Source organism: Rhizobium sp. AC27/96, from assembly GCF_001692325.1.
In the GTDB taxonomy this organism is placed as follows: Bacteria; Pseudomonadota; Alphaproteobacteria; order Rhizobiales; family Rhizobiaceae; genus Rhizobium.
The window spans coordinates 15,292-29,558 of sequence record NZ_LXKN01000032.1 but is presented as its reverse complement, the minus strand read 5'-3'; the positions used below and the strand labels follow the sequence as shown (position 1 = coordinate 29,558).

The following is a 14,267-nucleotide window of genomic DNA, read 5'->3' as shown; positions in this document are numbered from 1 at the left end:
GATGGCAGTGATTATGCCTTTGCGCGACGACCTTGCAGCGTCGTGCGCACCAGGAAGAGGATCCTTTCTCTGCATAGAAGGAAGATGAGAGCTGAATAGGTGAGGCCGCCGACCAGGATTTCGCAGATCAGGCGGACGGCAAGGGAAGAGTCGCTGAGGGCAGACGATGTTGCCAGCACCACCACGAGCATTCCGAGATAAGCGGCTATCGGCCTCAGGAACTGGCCGAAATATTCGGGGATGCTGAGCCCGATCAATTTCGAGACCATCCATAGCGTCAGCGGCCATAGCATGATGACGCCGAGCATGAGCCCGAAGACAACAGTCGCCACGCCGTATTCGTAAAGAAAAAATACCGTGAGGATGGCAACGATATTGCGCACTAGCTGATAGTAGAACCACCAGTCGGACTTGCCCTGGCTCGTTATCAGCGAGGCCTGGATGACGCCGATGCCGGCCATCAGGCCTATCACGCAGAAGAAGCGGACCGGCCAGATCGCCGCCGTCCAGTGCGGGCCGAAGATCAGCGGAATGGCATCGTCGGCAACAGCCGCGAGCCCCATGAAAGCTGGAAACGAAATCAACGAGCAGCCGAAGGTCGCCATGAGGAAGGCCTCGCGGACCTTCTTCTGGTCGTGCTGCAGCGAGGACAGCAGGACGTGGCTTACCGATGTCAGGCCGCCGGCGACGACGTTGTTGAGCATCTCGTAGAGACGGCGCGCGAAGTTATAGATACCGAGCGCGGCCGGGCTCACCAGGGTGCCGATGATCAGCTGATCGAGGTTCATGGTCTGCAGGAAGCGATTGCCGGACGCGAAGACGCCGTAATGCAGCAGTTCGCGCAGGCTCGAGAGCTTGATCCTGACGCCAGGGAGCCATCTGGCGCCCCAGAAGGCCGCTACGCAGGCCGCAGCCGGTGCTGCAATCTGGGCGATCGCCAGGGCCCACAGGCCAAAGCCGGCGAATATCAGCGACAGGCAGATGGTGGCCGATACGAAGGTGGCAATCGCGGTGCGCACGGCGGCGAGATGGAAGGACATCGTCCGCCCGATCAAGGCGTTGGGAACGATGATCATCATGTCGAAGAATATCTTCAATCCGATGATCATCAGCAGGCTGACGATCTCGTCATGGCCGACCCAATGGGCAAGCGTCGGGGAAAGGAGGAAGAGTGCGGCATAGAGGATCGCCGCCGAGAAGAAGGACAGCCAGAAAACAGTATCGAGATGGCTGCGGCGGATGGATTTCTGCTGGATCAGCGCTTCGCCGAAAGCGGTGGGGCCAAAGCCGGCCGTAAAACTGACAATAGCGAAGGCGAGCGCCACCAGACCGAAATCCTGCGGCAGAAGAAAACGCGAAGTGACGACAAAAACGAGACTGTTGAGCGCTGTCGGGATCAACGTATCGAGCGCCGACCAGAATGCACCTCTCAATGCGGCCCGCGATCGGTTTTCGCTCAGATGTTCAAAGACGATTTCATCCGCTTCGGAAGCCAGCAACCGCATACCTCGCCTTTTAGATTTTCAACTGGCGCAGGCGTCTCCCGACGCCGGCCAGTTGCCGCGCCGTCATCTTTCGATAGAGCCGAGCGGCACACTGGAGGCTTGATCTAGGCCAGGCTTTCGATTTGTCTAGGGATGATTATTGCATTGCAACATTACGTTGCTGAAAAGCTGCTGCGATCGAAGTAAGCGCGGAAGATCGGGCGCTTTCGAAGTCATTGGGCGGCGGAGCGAACCTTCGGCGCATCGTCCCATTGGATATCGGACGCCAATTCCACCTCGTGGGAGAGCTCGTCCATGACATAGAGATAGCCGTCCAGCATGTCGCAGGCGCGCTCATTGGCGCCGATCTTCGCTTCCGTTTCACCGATCGCGGTGGCAATCGCCTTGATGCGGGCGCGCAGCATATGGCCAACGACATCCTTGCCGGAGGGCTTGCCGAGGCGGTCGAGATGAAGGCTGATGCGGCTGGAGTGCCGTTCCAGCTCGCTTTTGCTGAAATGCGCCTTGCGGATCTCCTCGAGCAGAGCCGCGCGCATCTTGGCAACCGGATCGAATGTACCTGGTTCGCGTTCGTCGAGAACCATGTCGGTAATAAGCTTCTCGATGGCAACCAGGGCCTGCAGGTCGACGGCGTCGGTCAATTCGACATCATAGCCAGTATCGTCGAAGACCTTACGGCGCACGGGGTCCAGAAGCAGCTCGTAGGCTTTCTGCAAACGCGAGAAGGCCTCGGTGTCGCCGCCGGAGTCGGGATGAGCGGCCTTGGCCCGTTTGCGATAGGCAGCCTTGATCTGCTCTTCGCTCGCGTCGCGTTCAACGCCGAGAATATCGTATGGATCAGTCACTCCAACTCCTGCCGCCGCTTAATCCTGTTGGGGGTCGAAGCCCCTTGCCGCTTATTTCACCGGCAGGCAAGAGGCTCGCCGTCGGCTCTTTCCTATCCGTCCACGACGTCTTTGTACCATCACAACGGCAGAGTTTGGACAAAAACGATCATGTGTCAAAGGTGAAGTGTCTCTTCTGTGGAAATTGATCGCCCTAGATCGTCCTGTCGAAGAAGACGGTCGTGCGAGCCTGTTTCAGCCGATAAAGCTGGGCCGGGCGGTTGCTGGCGCGGCGCATTTCTCCCTCGATGGGCTCGATGAAATCCACCTCCGCCATGCGCTTTCGGAAGGCGGATTTATCGAGGCTTCGGCCCAAAAGGCGCTCATAGACGGCCTGTAATTCTCCCAGCGTGAAGGCTTCCGGCAACAGATGGACCGGCAGCGTCGAATATTCGACCTTGTTTCGCAGCCTTGCAATCGCTGCCTTAAGGATGGCGGCATGATCGAAGGCGAGGGGCTCCGTGACGGCCTCGCCATTGATCGGCGACCAGGCGACATCAATAACGTTGCCACCTTGCTGCAGGGTGGCCGCGTCCAGCGAAATCAATGCCATATAGGTCACGCTGAGGCTCCAGCCGCGAGGATCGCGCGCAGCGCTTCCGTAGACACCGACCTGCTCGAGATAGGGGGTGGCGACGCCGGTCTTGTTGCGAAGCACGCGCCGGGCCGCTGCCTCCAGATCATCGTCTTCATCGACATGGATCCACCCGCCAGGTAGCGCCCAATCGCCAGCGAAGGGTGCTGCGCCGCGGCGCGCCAGCAAAACCTCAAGCCCGGCCGCCGTCAGCGCAAAAATAGCAAGATCGACCGAGACGATCGGTCTTTGATAGGAGTCTTCGAAGCTGCTCATGCTGCGGAACATAGCGCGCCATCCGCTTAGTGTAAAGTTTCAACTAACTTAGTTGACATTAATCACTAAGTGGTGTTTCTTTGCGCCGTGGCGGCTTGCAAGGCCGTCTTGTTCGCTCAGGAGGCACTCATGTTCGGATTTCGTTTCATCAAGGCGCAGCCGACCCAGTATGTGATCCAGTATCGCAATGGTCGGCCCCAGCGTGAGGGCGCCGGGCTCTCCTTCTGGTACTTCGCGCCGTCGACCTCGCTGGTCGTGGTGCCGACCGCGAGCGTCAACGAACCGTTCATTTTTCCAGAAGTGACGTCGGACTTTCAGGAAGTGACTGTCCAGGGCCAGATCACCTATCGCATCGCCGATCCGAAGCGGACCGGAGAACTGCTGGATTTCTCGCTCAACGCCAAGGGTGTCTACGGTTCGGAAGATCCGCAGAAGCTGTCGCAGCGATTGATCGACCAGGTTCAGGTGGCGATGCGAGCCGAGGTACAGGCCTTGTCGCTGAAGGAGGTGCTGGCCGCCGGCGAATTGCTGGTCGGTCGCGTTGCAAATACGCTGCATGATCATCCGGCGCTGCAGGCGCTGGGTCTGGAACTCCTGAGCCTGTCGATCCTGGCTGTGAAGCCGAAGCCGGAGACCGCCAAGGCTCTGGAGGCAAGTGCCCGCGAGGCGCTGTTGCGCAGCGCCGACGAGGCTATCTATGCGCGCCGCAACGCGGCCGTCGAGCATGAACGCACCATCAAGGAAAACGAGCTCGCCACTGAAATTGCCGTCGAGAACAAGAAGCGCCAGGTGCGCGAGGCGCAGATGGATGCGGAACGCTCGGTTCAGGAGCGGCAGTTGCAGATCCGGGCCGAAGAGATGACCGGCAGGATCGCTCTCGAAGAGCAGAACAAGTCGTTCGTTGCGCTTGCCTCGGCCAATGCGCGTGAAGAGGCCGATGCAAAGGCCTACGGTCTGGCCGCGATGATGAAGTCGTTCGGCGATGCCGATCCGAAAGTGCTGCAGGCGCTGGCATCGGTCGGCATGGATCCCGGCCAGTTGATGGCACTCGCCTTCCGCGATCTTGCCGACAATGCCACCAAGATCGGCCAGCTCAATGTCACGCCTGATCTCCTGCGTGAAATCATGCAGCCGCAGCCAAGGGGTTAAGTGATGCCGGCCGCAGAGGATAGACGGGCTGACGACAGAAAGATCGTCCTGATCGTGCGTGACACGCGTCTGGACGAGTTGATCGTACGGTTCAACACCGTCCAGCAGGCGCAGTTCTATGTCGAGCATCTCGGCGCGGACTTCGGTGATTATCTGGCGGAACAGCAGCACTACCGGGCGGCCGTGCAGGAGGTCGAAGCCAGCCTTCGCGCAGTCGCGCGGGTGCAGACGCTCAACCGGCGCTATCTCGGCAATTTCATCTTCGGTGTCGATGATATCGTCGTCGTGCTGGGGCAGGATGGCCTTGTCGCCAATACACTCAAGTATCTCGATGGGCAGCATGTGCTCGGCGTCAATCCCGATCCAAAGCGCTGGGATGGCGTGCTGCTGCCGTTCCGTGTGGGCGACGTTCGCAAGGTGATGCCGGAGGCTCTGGCGCAGCGCAGAACACTCAAGCGCGTCAGCATGGCGAAGGCGTCATTGAATACCGGTGAGGTGCTTTATGCGGTCAACGACCTCTTCATCGGCCCGCGAAGCCATGTCTCCGCCCGCTATGATCTCCGGATCGGCGAGGTGCACGAAAAGCAATCGTCGAGTGGGATCATCGTTTCCACAGGCATGGGGTCGACCGGATGGCTGAAGAGCCTCTATGCGGGCTGGACGGGAGCGGCTGCCAGTTTCGGCATGGAGGTGCCGGCCGGGCTTGCCGATGCGACATTTCCCTGGGATGCCGAGTTCCTGCATTATTTCGTGCGGGAGCCTTTTCCGAGCCGGACGACCGGTGTTTCGCTGGTGTCGGGGCAGATCGCGGCCGAGACGCCGATGGCCGTCGTTTCGGAAATGGCCGAGCACGGCGTCATCTTCAGCGATGGCATCGAGGCCGATTTTCTCCCCTTCAACGCCGGAACGCTGGCAACCATCGGTCTTGCCGAACGGCAAGGGCTGCTGGTGACATGAAAGCAGCCGGCCCGCCTCCGGAATGAGAGACGGGCCGGCTTGTTTGGTCTTTTTCAGGCCTTAGGCAGCCGAGAAGGGTACGGCTACGAACGTCTTGGCGCCATCGCGTTCGATCAGGAGCAGGACGGATTTGCGGCCATCCTTGTTTGCCTGCGCGACGGCGGTCTGCACCTCGTGGGCGTTGCGGACCGGCTGGTCGTTGACCGAGACGATGATGTCGCCGGTCTGGATGCCGGCGGCAGCCGCCGGCTTGTCCGGGTTGACGTTGGCAACGACGGCACCCTCGACACTGCGCGGCAGGTTCAGCTGCTGACGCACGTCTGGGGTGAGGTTGGCAAGGCCGACACCGATGCTCGGCTGGTTGGAAGGCTGCACCTTGCCGTCGCCACTATCGTTTGCAGCCTGCTTGCTGTCGTCATTGCCGCCGATGGTGACGTTGACGTCCAAGCTCTTGCCATTGCGCCACAGGGTGACGGAGCGATGGTCGCCCGGGGATAGATCGGCGACAAGCCGCGAGAGATCCTTCGGCGTCTTGACCGCCTCGTTGCCGACAGCAGTGACGATATCGCCGCTCTTGATGCCGGCGCGGGCTGCCGGTGTGTCGTCATTGACGCTAGCAACGAGCGCACCCTGCGTCTGCGACAGACCCATGGCATTGGCGACATCCGAGGTTACCGGCTGAATGGCCACGCCGAGGTAGCCGTGGTCGATCGAACCGCTCTTTTCCAGCTTGGCAACGATCGTCTTGGCCTCGTCAGAGGGGATGGCAAAGCCGACGCCGACGCTGCCGCCGTTGGGCGAGTAGATGGCAGTGTTGATGCCGACCACATTGCCTTCCCGGTCAACCAGCGGGCCGCCTGAGTTGCCGTGGTTGATTGGAGCATCGATCTGGATGAAATCGTCATAGGGGCCGCTATGCAGGTCGCGGCCGCGGGCCGAGACGATGCCGGCGGTCACCGTCGTGCCGATGCCGAAGGGGTTGCCGATCGCCAGGATCTGGTCGCCGAGCTTCAGCCTGTCGGAATCGCCCCAGGCAATAGTTGCCAGCGGCTTCGGTGCCTGGATCTTCAGGACGGCAAGGTCCGATTTGGCGTCGGCGCCCAGCAGCTTGGCGGGCAGTTCGGTGCCGTCGTCGAGCGTCACCTTGATGTCGATGGCGTTCTGGATCACGTGGTTGTTGGTGACGATGATGCCATCAGGGCTGATGATGAAACCCGAGCCGAGCGCCATGGCGCGCTGGCTCTGCTGCTGGCGCGGTGCCTGCTTCGGGAAGGGAATGCCCTGGTTCTCGAAGAACTGGCGGAATTGCTCGTCCATCGGCGAGTTGCTGCTGTCGGCGCTCGTATCGGTCGCCTTCATCGTGGTGGTAACGGTGACGACGGCGGGCTTGTCCGCATCGACGATCGGGGCGAAGGAGCCGCCGGGTGCGATGATGCCGGCGGGTTCAGCTGCCGAGGCGACGGTTGCGGAGGTGAAAGCAAAAGGCAATGCGCCCGCGCCAACGATGATGGCGGCACCAACAATGGCGGCAGTGCGGTGCTTGCGGAGAAGAGATGACATAGCAAAAGTCCCTTGCGAGATCGTTGGAAAATTGGCGTCTTGTCCATCTCAGGGACAGGCGTCGAACGGTCTGCGTCAATTCGTTCCGGGAGCCTTGTTCCCGTCTTTACTACGGGAAGCAAAGTATAAAAATGAACTGGCGCTGGTAGTTAATATGATCCGCCAATTGATTTTTACAAATTAAATATTGATCATGTTTATATTGCGAAATTTTAAGATATTACATGAATTTAATGTTTTTTAGCCCGAATTTTTCCTTATTTAAGGTTGCTGTACCGGCCAGCGCTTGAGGGCCTCCGCTCCGAGTTCCGTCAGCGCGTAAATGCCGCGATCGACGCGCTCGAACCAGCCATAGACGTTATCTCTCAGAATTTGCGGCGCCTTTGGCGCTGACGCGCGCATGTCCTTGGGTCGCTGCACGCCATTTTCGAGCGCAGCGGCACAGACGAGGGCCTGCTGGCGATAGGCGGTCATGATCGGTTTGCGCGTGCTGCCGCCAAGAGCGGGATCACCCTTTCGCCGGCGATGTTCTTCAACAAGGCGTGATCTGCGACGTGCATTCTTGCGCGGCATCGGCGCGATCGGGCTGACGACGATGTCGACGCTGCCATTATCAGATACGGCGAGCATGCCGAAACCCAGCCGACGGCAGAGGTCGCGGAAGCGCCGGTCGCTTTCCCGGCCCTTGCCCTTCGCCGAGACCCGGGCGGCAATCCATACCTCATCGCTGGCGGCAGCGCGATCGACGGCCTGTAGGACCAGTTCGAGATTGAAAGAGAGCTTCAGCTCGCAGATGACGACAACGGGAGGCTCGCCGTCATTGAGCCCGAGGAGATCGCAGCCGCCGATCTCGCCCTTCACGGCATAGCCGGCAGTTTCGAGAAATGTCTTGATCGGGAGATAGAGTTCCGTTTCCAAATACTGCTGTCCGGCCTGGGGATATCCGATTTGAGTTTATCCGATTCGGTTAACCAGAAAGTCGATAAACGCGCGGATACGGGCCGCCAGATGTTCGTGGCCCGCGTAGACGGCATGGACGTTTTCGATATCCTCCGGATTGAAGTCCTCCAGCACGGCCACCAGCCGCCCTGCATCGAGATCCGGCTGCACGTGAAATTGCCCGATACGGGCAAGCCCCACGCCTTCCAGGCAGAGGCTGCGCACCGTCGGGCCATTATTGGCCTGGAGATTACCCTCGACGGTTATGACGAATTGCGCGCCCGTCGCCGGATCGCGAAAAGGCCAGGCTTCGGCGGTTGGACGAAAATTGAAGGTCAGGCAATTATGGTGCGCCAGATCCTCGGGTGTCTTCGGAAGGCCGCGCCTTTCGATATAGGAGGGCGATGCGATGACGACGCGGCGGCTTTCCAGCAGCTTGCGGGCCTTTAGCGAGCTGTCGCGCAATACGCCTGAGCGAATGGCGACGTCAGCGCGCTCGCCGACAATGTCGATGATGCTGTCGGTGAGTGAGAGGTCGAGCTCGATCTCCGGGTAGCGCGCCAGAAAATCGGGGATCAGCGGCACGATGCAGCTCACCCCGAAGGCGACTGAGGAGCTGACGCGCAACAGCCCGCGTGGGGCGGCCGCTCCGCCCGCCGCCACGATCCGCTCTGCTTCCTGAATAGCGGCGAGGATCGCCTGCGCCTTTTCGAGGTAAATCTCTCCTTCCGGCGTCAATTGCAGTGAACGCGTCGTGCGCACGACAAGACGGGTGTCCAGCCGCTGCTCCAGCCGGCTGACGAGCTTGCTGACGGCGGACGGAGACAGACGCAGTTTCCGCCCGGCCGCCGAGAAGCTGCGAAGCGTCGCCACCTGAACGAAGACGTCCATCTCGCCGGCACGATTGTCCACGTCTTCCTCCTGGCTTTGAATTCAATTCACAAGTGTTCGGTTTATATAGGCGATTATCGATTGAATGTCTTGGCCCCATATTCCCATCCGAACAAGAACCAGTGCAGCCGGAATTTACCGGGTGCCTTTTCGATTGGGTGATCCCATGCCTCTCGCTCTCTTTGCGTTGACGATCGCGGCCTATGCGATCGGTACAACCGAATTCGTCATCGTCGGTCTGCTGCCCACAGTGGCAAACGACCTCCATATCAACCTGCCGCTCGCCGGCCTCATCGTCAGCGTCTATGCGCTCGGCGTCACCTTCGGCGCACCGATCCTCACCGCGCTCACCGGTCGCATCCAGCGCAAGCCGCTGCTGCTCGGCCTGATGGCGCTGTTCATCATCGGCAACAGCATGGCCGCCTTGAGCCCGTCCTATGCGCCGCTTCTGGTCGCCCGCGTGCTCTCGGCCTTTGCTCATGGTGTCTTCTTCTCCGTCGGCTCGACCATCGCTGCCGATCTCGTGCCGGAAAACCGCCGTGCCTCGGCAATCGCCATGATGTTCATGGGTCTGACGGTTGCGATCGTCACCGGTGTTCCGCTTGGCACCTTCATTGGCCAGACCTTTGGTTGGCGCGCTACCTTTGCCGCCGTCGCAGCTCTCGGTGTCATCGCCTTTGCCGGCATTGGGTTGCTGCTGCCGTCGAACCTGAAGAAGGCACCGCCGGCCACCATCGGCGAACAGGTCCGCGTACTTGCAAGCGGCCGGTTGCTCATCGTCTTCGCCATGACCGCGCTTGGCTACGGCGGTACCTTCGTCACCTTCACATTCCTGGCTTCCATCCTGCAGGAAGTGACCGGCTTTGACGCTTCTGCCGTCAGCCTCATCCTGATGCTCTATGGCATCGCCATCGCTATCGGCAATGTCGTCGGTGGTCGCCTTGCCAACGGCAATCCGGTGCGCACGCTGACATGGCTTTTTGTCGCTCAGGCGATTGTACTGGCGCTCTTTACCTTCACGGCCGTCTCGCCCTGGCTCACCATTCCGACGCTCGCAGCCCTTGGCTTTCTGTCGTTCGCAACTGTGCCTGGACTGCAGCTCTACGTCGTGCAGCTTGCCCGCGAAGTTCGCCCTGCTGCTGTTGATGTCGCCTCTGCACTTAACATCGCCGCCTTCAATCTCGGCATTGCCGCAGGTGCGTGGGTCGGTGGACTGGTGGTGGAATCTTCGCTTGGCCTCGGTGCCACGCCTTGGGTCGGTGCGATCCTGGTTGTCGCTGCCTTGGTGTTCACTCTCTGGAGCGCCGCGCTCGACCGCCGCTCCGCCTCCGCAACGCAGGCCGTTTCCTGCGCTGCCTGATCAGACTTTGCAATTGAAAGGACAATCCATGAAAATCGTCAACGCCAATGGCGCTTCCATTCCCGCTCTCGGCTTCGGCACCTTCCGCGTGCCAGGCCCCGATACCGAACGCATGGTGGCGCATGTGCTTCGCAACGGCTATCGCCACATCGACACCGCCCAGATCTACGGCAACGAGGCCGAAGTCGGTAGTGGCATCAAGCACTCCGGCATTGCCCGTGGCGATCTGTTCCTGACCACGAAAGTCTGGGTCGAGAACTATCGCCACGACGCTTTCATCGCCTCGGTCGACGAAAGCCTGACGAAGCTGAAGACCGATTATGTCGACCTCTTGCTTCTGCACTGGCCGAATGATGCCGTGCCGCTTGCCGAACAGATCGGCGCCCTGAACGAGGTGGCCAAGGCAGGGAAGGTGCGTCACATCGGCGTTTCCAATTTCAACCGGGCGCTGATGCGCGAGGCCGTGACGTTGAGCGATCTGCCGCTCGTCACCAATCAGGTCGAGTTCCATCCCTATCTCGACCAGTCCGCTGTTATCGGGACGGCTAGGGATCTCGGCATGTCGGTGACGGGCTATTATGCCATGGCTGACGGGAAGGTCCTGTCTGACGCGGTACTGAAGGAGATCGCGGGCCGGCACGGAAAATCGGTTGCGCAGATCGTTCTGCGCTGGATCGTGCAGCAGGATCTGGTTGTCCTGTCGAAGACCGTGTCCGAAAGTCGCGCAATGGAAAACGCCGCCATCTTCGATTTTGCACTGACGCAGGATGAAATGACGGCAATCCATGCGCTTGCCCGGCCGGATGGCCGCATCGTCAGCCCCGATGGCCTTGCTCCGGTCTGGGACCAGGCAGCTTAATTCTGAAATGAGGGAGCCGGATTAACGGCTCCCTTTCTGCGTTCCTGCGGTCAAGCCTTGAAGTCGAGCTTGACCTCGCAAGCGCCGACGGACGCCGGCAAGAGCGGCTTTCGGATGCGCTGGCCGAATTGCCGCTTGAAGCCGAAGACATTGCCGATCAGGCTCTTGGTATAGAGGCCTGGGCCGCTCGAGTAGGTCCGCCAACCCCCATCGACAGCAATATCGCCCGCCTTGACGCGACCCCAATCGGACGACGCCTTATAGCGATCGTCGAAAGCGGCGTCGCTGCTGCTGAAATAGGTGTTGCGCTGGCGCAGCGACGCATGGTCCAGCCGGCCGCTGACGGCGATCGGATTGGCAAGCGCCAAGGCGGCCCAGACCGCTTCTGCGTCGTCATCGAGCGCCAGGGCTTCGCAGTAGCGCAGATGCGCATGCACATACATCAGCCCGATTTCCCGGCCGAAGAAGGAGGAGGATTCGGCCCGCCGGAACAGCGTTTCGGGTCCGCCGGCGTACGTCGCCGGCTTCTCCATCAGCCGCACGCCATCCGGGAAGAGGAGATTGTCGCGGATGATCTTCATGTGGGCATGACGCTGATCCCTAGTGAACAACCCGCCGATCATCGGCTGGGTCATCGCGATCAGCGAGTAATGCAGGCCGGTGCGGGTATCCTCTGGGTGCAGCAACAGCTCGACGCCGTCATGGCTCGGATCGAAGACGCCGTAGCCGGCGACGATGCCGTCGCGCATCAGCAGCCGGTTGAAGTCGGCGCGCATGGCGACAGCGGTTGCCTGAAGCGACTGCGCTTCCTCATTGCGGCTGGCAAGCGTGAGGATACTCGCGTAGCGCACCAGCTGCTCGTACAGCAGCGAGACGGTCCAGCTGCTGACCATCCAGTCGCGCAGGTGCGGATCGGCCGGCTGTAGGCTGTCGTTCCAGTCTCCCTCGCCATAGCGGATGAGGCTCGTTCCCGGCACGAAGCGGCTGCGCACGGTTTCGAGCAGCTTTTCGACGTGATCGGAGATCGTCGCGCGCTCCGAGGTCAGCAGCATCGTATCGTCGGCGCGCCACGGAACCGTTTCGGCGAGGAAGGCAATGTCGCCTGTCGCCTCGATATAGTCGCACAGCGCCTTGAGCGGCCAGACGACGATATCGCCATGGGCTTCGCCGGCGCGGATATTGGCATAGGGCTCCAGCATGAACCATTGCGGCCAGTCGCCACGATCGCGATACTGTTCGGAGAACAGCGTGCTGAGGATTTCTCGGGTTTCCTCGTCATGCTCATAAGCCAGCAGGAATTCCACCGGACCCTGGCAGACGTCGCGCGTTCCCCAGGCAGCACCGGTATATTGCTCGAGCCCATGCGGCACGCTCAAATGCACGATCGCATCATGGGCAATCCAGGGCACCATGACGGCCTGCGCCAAAACATCCGGGTCATCACCCTCGATGCGGGCGTTGCGCGTCACATGGCTCCAGAAGCGTTGCGCCGGCACGAGCATTTCTTCGCTCGTTACACTTGCGGCATAGCGCTTGGCAGAAGCTTCGCCTGCCGCCGCATCGGCCATCGAGCCGGTGACGGCAAAGCGCAACCCTTTCGTGGAATGTGACTTCAGCGCGATGAACGGGCCATTGCGGGACTTGCCGTCATCATAGAGCAGTTCGTCGCCGCCAAAGGCCTCGAAAGCTTCCGGCGTCGAGGTAACGAGATGGTAGGCCGCGTTCGGGTAGCGATCCCAGAGCCACGAGGGTTGCGGGCGGAAGGAGATCCGCTTGCCATCCGTATCGATCGCAATATTGGCGACGGCTTCATAATCACGCTCACCAAGCACGATGTGGCCGAAGACGAGGAAGCGGCAGGCAGCCCCTTCCACCGAAACGCTCCACTGCATGGCCGGATCGTTGCCATCGGCGATCGCCGAGACGGTGATGGTTCGGCCGGACAGCCGATAGATCCAGCTGGTGTCGCTCAGGCCCATCTCGAAGGCGGCGGGCACGCCCAGCAGCCGCCAGCCATCGCCGAGATCGACGAGAATGCGCAGCCCGCTTGCCCGGGTCAGATTGTAGGGATCGCGGGAAACGGAAAAGAGCTTGTGGAAGGAGGTGTTGCCGATGGTCAACTGCGCGGCGAAGATGCCCTGCATCCAGCAGGTCGCCGCCAGGGTCTTGTCGTCGAGCAGCATGTTCTGCCCGCTGCGGATGATGGCGCCGTGGCGGCGCGCCACGACACGTTCCTTTTCGCGTAGCACGATGTGCCGGTTATGCGGCCCATCCGGTACGAAGAAGGAAATGAGCTTTCCGTCCACATGCTCTTCAAGCATGCGCTTGGGATAAAGCGCATCGATATCCGCCTGACCGAGGCTTTCGCTGACGGCAAAAGGCGCATCCTGCACAAGGCTGCGGGGAGCTGGCGCGGCGGCAATCGCGTCCTTGGCCAGTTCAGCCTGCAGCTTCGTGAGGCTATCGAGGCGCGCAAGATCGGCGTCGCTGGAGGCGGTAGGATGGTCCGCAACGAAGAGGCCGAAGAAGGTTGTCGTCGCCGTCGCATCCGGTGCGAGCGAAAGCGGTTTCGACTGGATCGCCGGGCAAGCAACCTCGTGCTGTCGACGCAGGCTCGGCAGGTTGGTGCCGAAATCCGGCACCATGACGCCGTCATTGTCTTTCGCCGGCACGACGAGCTGGATAGCGTCGGTCGCGAAGGCCGCAGCGCCCTCCAGGCATCCTTGTGCGAGCCAAGGGTTGCGTTTGCCGCCCTGTTGGAGGTTCTGCCGGTTCATGACCACGGGTCCGAAGGCGGCATGGCTTGCAATGTGATGGTCGATATATTGTGAGGCATAGGCCTCGCTGTTCATCAGGAAACCGCGATCGCCAAGGCCGACATCTTGAAGCAGAACCAGATCGGCCGCGAGCGTCGCGCCGGTCGTGTTTTCGAGCGATACCTGCCAGAACCATGCGGTTTCGCTCGAATGCAGCCGAAGGCTGACCGTGTGCTTGATCTCAGCCGTCTCGCCGCTCCAGGAGAAGCCGCCCTCGGCATGACCGAAACGCACGGCAGCCTTCGGGCCAACGATCTCGACCGTTTCAGGCTTGGCGCCGCCGACGCGCAGATAAAGCCTTCCGATACCGCCATAGACAGGCGATCCCAGCACCTGGTTGATCATGACGCCGCCCTGCTGATCGGCGAAATCGATCGAAAACAGAGTGCCGTTCGGCAGCGCCGAAGCCGAAAGACCGGCACTATTGGTAAGCGTGGTAAGACCGAGTTCTTCGCGACGGGGCGTCTGAAAGTTGCGATTGAAGTCCGAGGACATAA

The 14,267-nt window shown here is 60.8% G+C and carries 11 protein-coding genes; 4 read left to right on the top strand and 7 right to left on the bottom strand.

Features of this window, described 5'->3' with window-relative positions; all coding sequences use genetic code 11:
• Positions 1–11: 11 nt before the first annotated feature.
• The 3 genes from A6U86_RS21845 to A6U86_RS21835 form a co-directional block, all read right to left on the bottom strand.
• Positions 12–1,505 (bottom strand): lipopolysaccharide biosynthesis protein, encoded by a 1,494-nt coding sequence (locus tag A6U86_RS21845; RefSeq protein ID WP_068395183.1) that lies wholly within the window; start codon positions 1,503–1,505, stop codon positions 12–14.
• Between the two features lie 212 nt (positions 1,506–1,717).
• Positions 1,718–2,350 (bottom strand): J domain-containing protein, encoded by a 633-nt coding sequence (locus A6U86_RS21840; RefSeq protein ID WP_068395181.1) that lies wholly within the window; start codon positions 2,348–2,350, stop codon positions 1,718–1,720.
• Between the two features lie 193 nt (positions 2,351–2,543).
• On the bottom strand, positions 2,544–3,251 hold the full coding sequence (locus tag A6U86_RS21835; protein ID WP_234906372.1) for an NUDIX domain-containing protein: 708 nt from the start codon (positions 3,249–3,251) through the stop codon (positions 2,544–2,546).
• A gap of 117 nt (positions 3,252–3,368) precedes the next feature.
• Between A6U86_RS21835 and A6U86_RS21830 the strand changes: the two genes are divergently transcribed.
• Together A6U86_RS21830 and A6U86_RS21825 are read left to right on the top strand one after the other, a co-directional pair.
• Complete coding sequence (locus A6U86_RS21830; protein ID WP_068395969.1) at positions 3,369–4,388, top strand: SPFH domain-containing protein; 1,020 nt, start codon at positions 3,369–3,371, stop codon at positions 4,386–4,388.
• 3 nt (positions 4,389–4,391) lie between these two features.
• A complete protein-coding gene (locus A6U86_RS21825) occupies positions 4,392–5,345 on the top strand; it encodes a sugar kinase (RefSeq protein WP_068395179.1) in 954 nt (317 codons plus the stop codon).
• 60 nt (positions 5,346–5,405) lie between these two features.
• On the opposite strand, the gene A6U86_RS21820 is transcribed toward A6U86_RS21825, so the two are convergent.
• From A6U86_RS21820 to A6U86_RS21810, 3 genes are all read right to left on the bottom strand, one after another.
• On the bottom strand, positions 5,406–6,905 hold the full coding sequence (locus A6U86_RS21820; protein ID WP_068395175.1) for a DegQ family serine endoprotease: 1,500 nt from the start codon (positions 6,903–6,905) through the stop codon (positions 5,406–5,408).
• 261 nt (positions 6,906–7,166) lie between these two features.
• Complete coding sequence (locus A6U86_RS21815; protein WP_068395173.1) at positions 7,167–7,823, bottom strand: DUF2161 domain-containing phosphodiesterase; 657 nt, start codon at positions 7,821–7,823, stop codon at positions 7,167–7,169.
• A gap of 36 nt (positions 7,824–7,859) precedes the next feature.
• Positions 7,860–8,756, bottom strand: coding sequence for a LysR family transcriptional regulator (locus A6U86_RS21810; protein WP_068395171.1), 897 nt, complete (start codon positions 8,754–8,756; stop codon positions 7,860–7,862).
• 145 nt (positions 8,757–8,901) lie between these two features.
• Here A6U86_RS21810 and A6U86_RS21805 point away from each other — a divergent pair, with 145 nt between their 5' ends.
• Together A6U86_RS21805 and A6U86_RS21800 are read left to right on the top strand one after the other, a co-directional pair.
• Positions 8,902–10,095 (top strand): MFS transporter, encoded by a 1,194-nt coding sequence (locus A6U86_RS21805; protein ID WP_068395169.1) that lies wholly within the window; start codon positions 8,902–8,904, stop codon positions 10,093–10,095.
• 28 nt (positions 10,096–10,123) lie between these two features.
• Positions 10,124–10,954, top strand: coding sequence for an aldo/keto reductase (locus A6U86_RS21800; protein ID WP_068395167.1), 831 nt, complete (start codon positions 10,124–10,126; stop codon positions 10,952–10,954).
• 50 nt (positions 10,955–11,004) lie between these two features.
• Here A6U86_RS21800 and A6U86_RS21795 read toward each other — a convergent pair whose 3' ends face one another.
• On the bottom strand, positions 11,005–14,265 hold the full coding sequence (locus tag A6U86_RS21795) for a cellobiose phosphorylase (protein ID WP_068395165.1): 3,261 nt from the start codon (positions 14,263–14,265) through the stop codon (positions 11,005–11,007).
• Between the last annotated feature and the right edge of the window lie 2 nt (positions 14,266–14,267).

Bases quoted from the DNA above. Each gene is read 5' to 3' on its own strand.
- A6U86_RS21845 (WP_068395183.1), bottom strand. From the start codon at position 1,505: ATGCGGTTGCTGGCTTCCGAAGCGGATGAAATCGTCTTTGAACATCTG.
- A6U86_RS21835 (WP_234906372.1), bottom strand. From the start codon at position 3,251: ATGTTCCGCAGCATGAGCAGCTTCGAAGACTCCTATCAAAGACCGATC.
- A6U86_RS21830 (WP_068395969.1), top strand. From the start codon at position 3,369: ATGTTCGGATTTCGTTTCATCAAGGCGCAGCCGACCCAGTATGTGATC.
- A6U86_RS21825 (WP_068395179.1), top strand. From the start codon at position 4,392: ATGCCGGCCGCAGAGGATAGACGGGCTGACGACAGAAAGATCGTCCTG.
- A6U86_RS21820 (WP_068395175.1), bottom strand. From the start codon at position 6,905: ATGTCATCTCTTCTCCGCAAGCACCGCACTGCCGCCATTGTTGGTGCC.
- A6U86_RS21805 (WP_068395169.1), top strand. From the start codon at position 8,902: ATGCCTCTCGCTCTCTTTGCGTTGACGATCGCGGCCTATGCGATCGGT.
- A6U86_RS21800 (WP_068395167.1), top strand. From the start codon at position 10,124: ATGAAAATCGTCAACGCCAATGGCGCTTCCATTCCCGCTCTCGGCTTC.
- A6U86_RS21795 (WP_068395165.1), bottom strand. From the start codon at position 14,265: ATGTCCTCGGACTTCAATCGCAACTTTCAGACGCCCCGTCGCGAAGAA.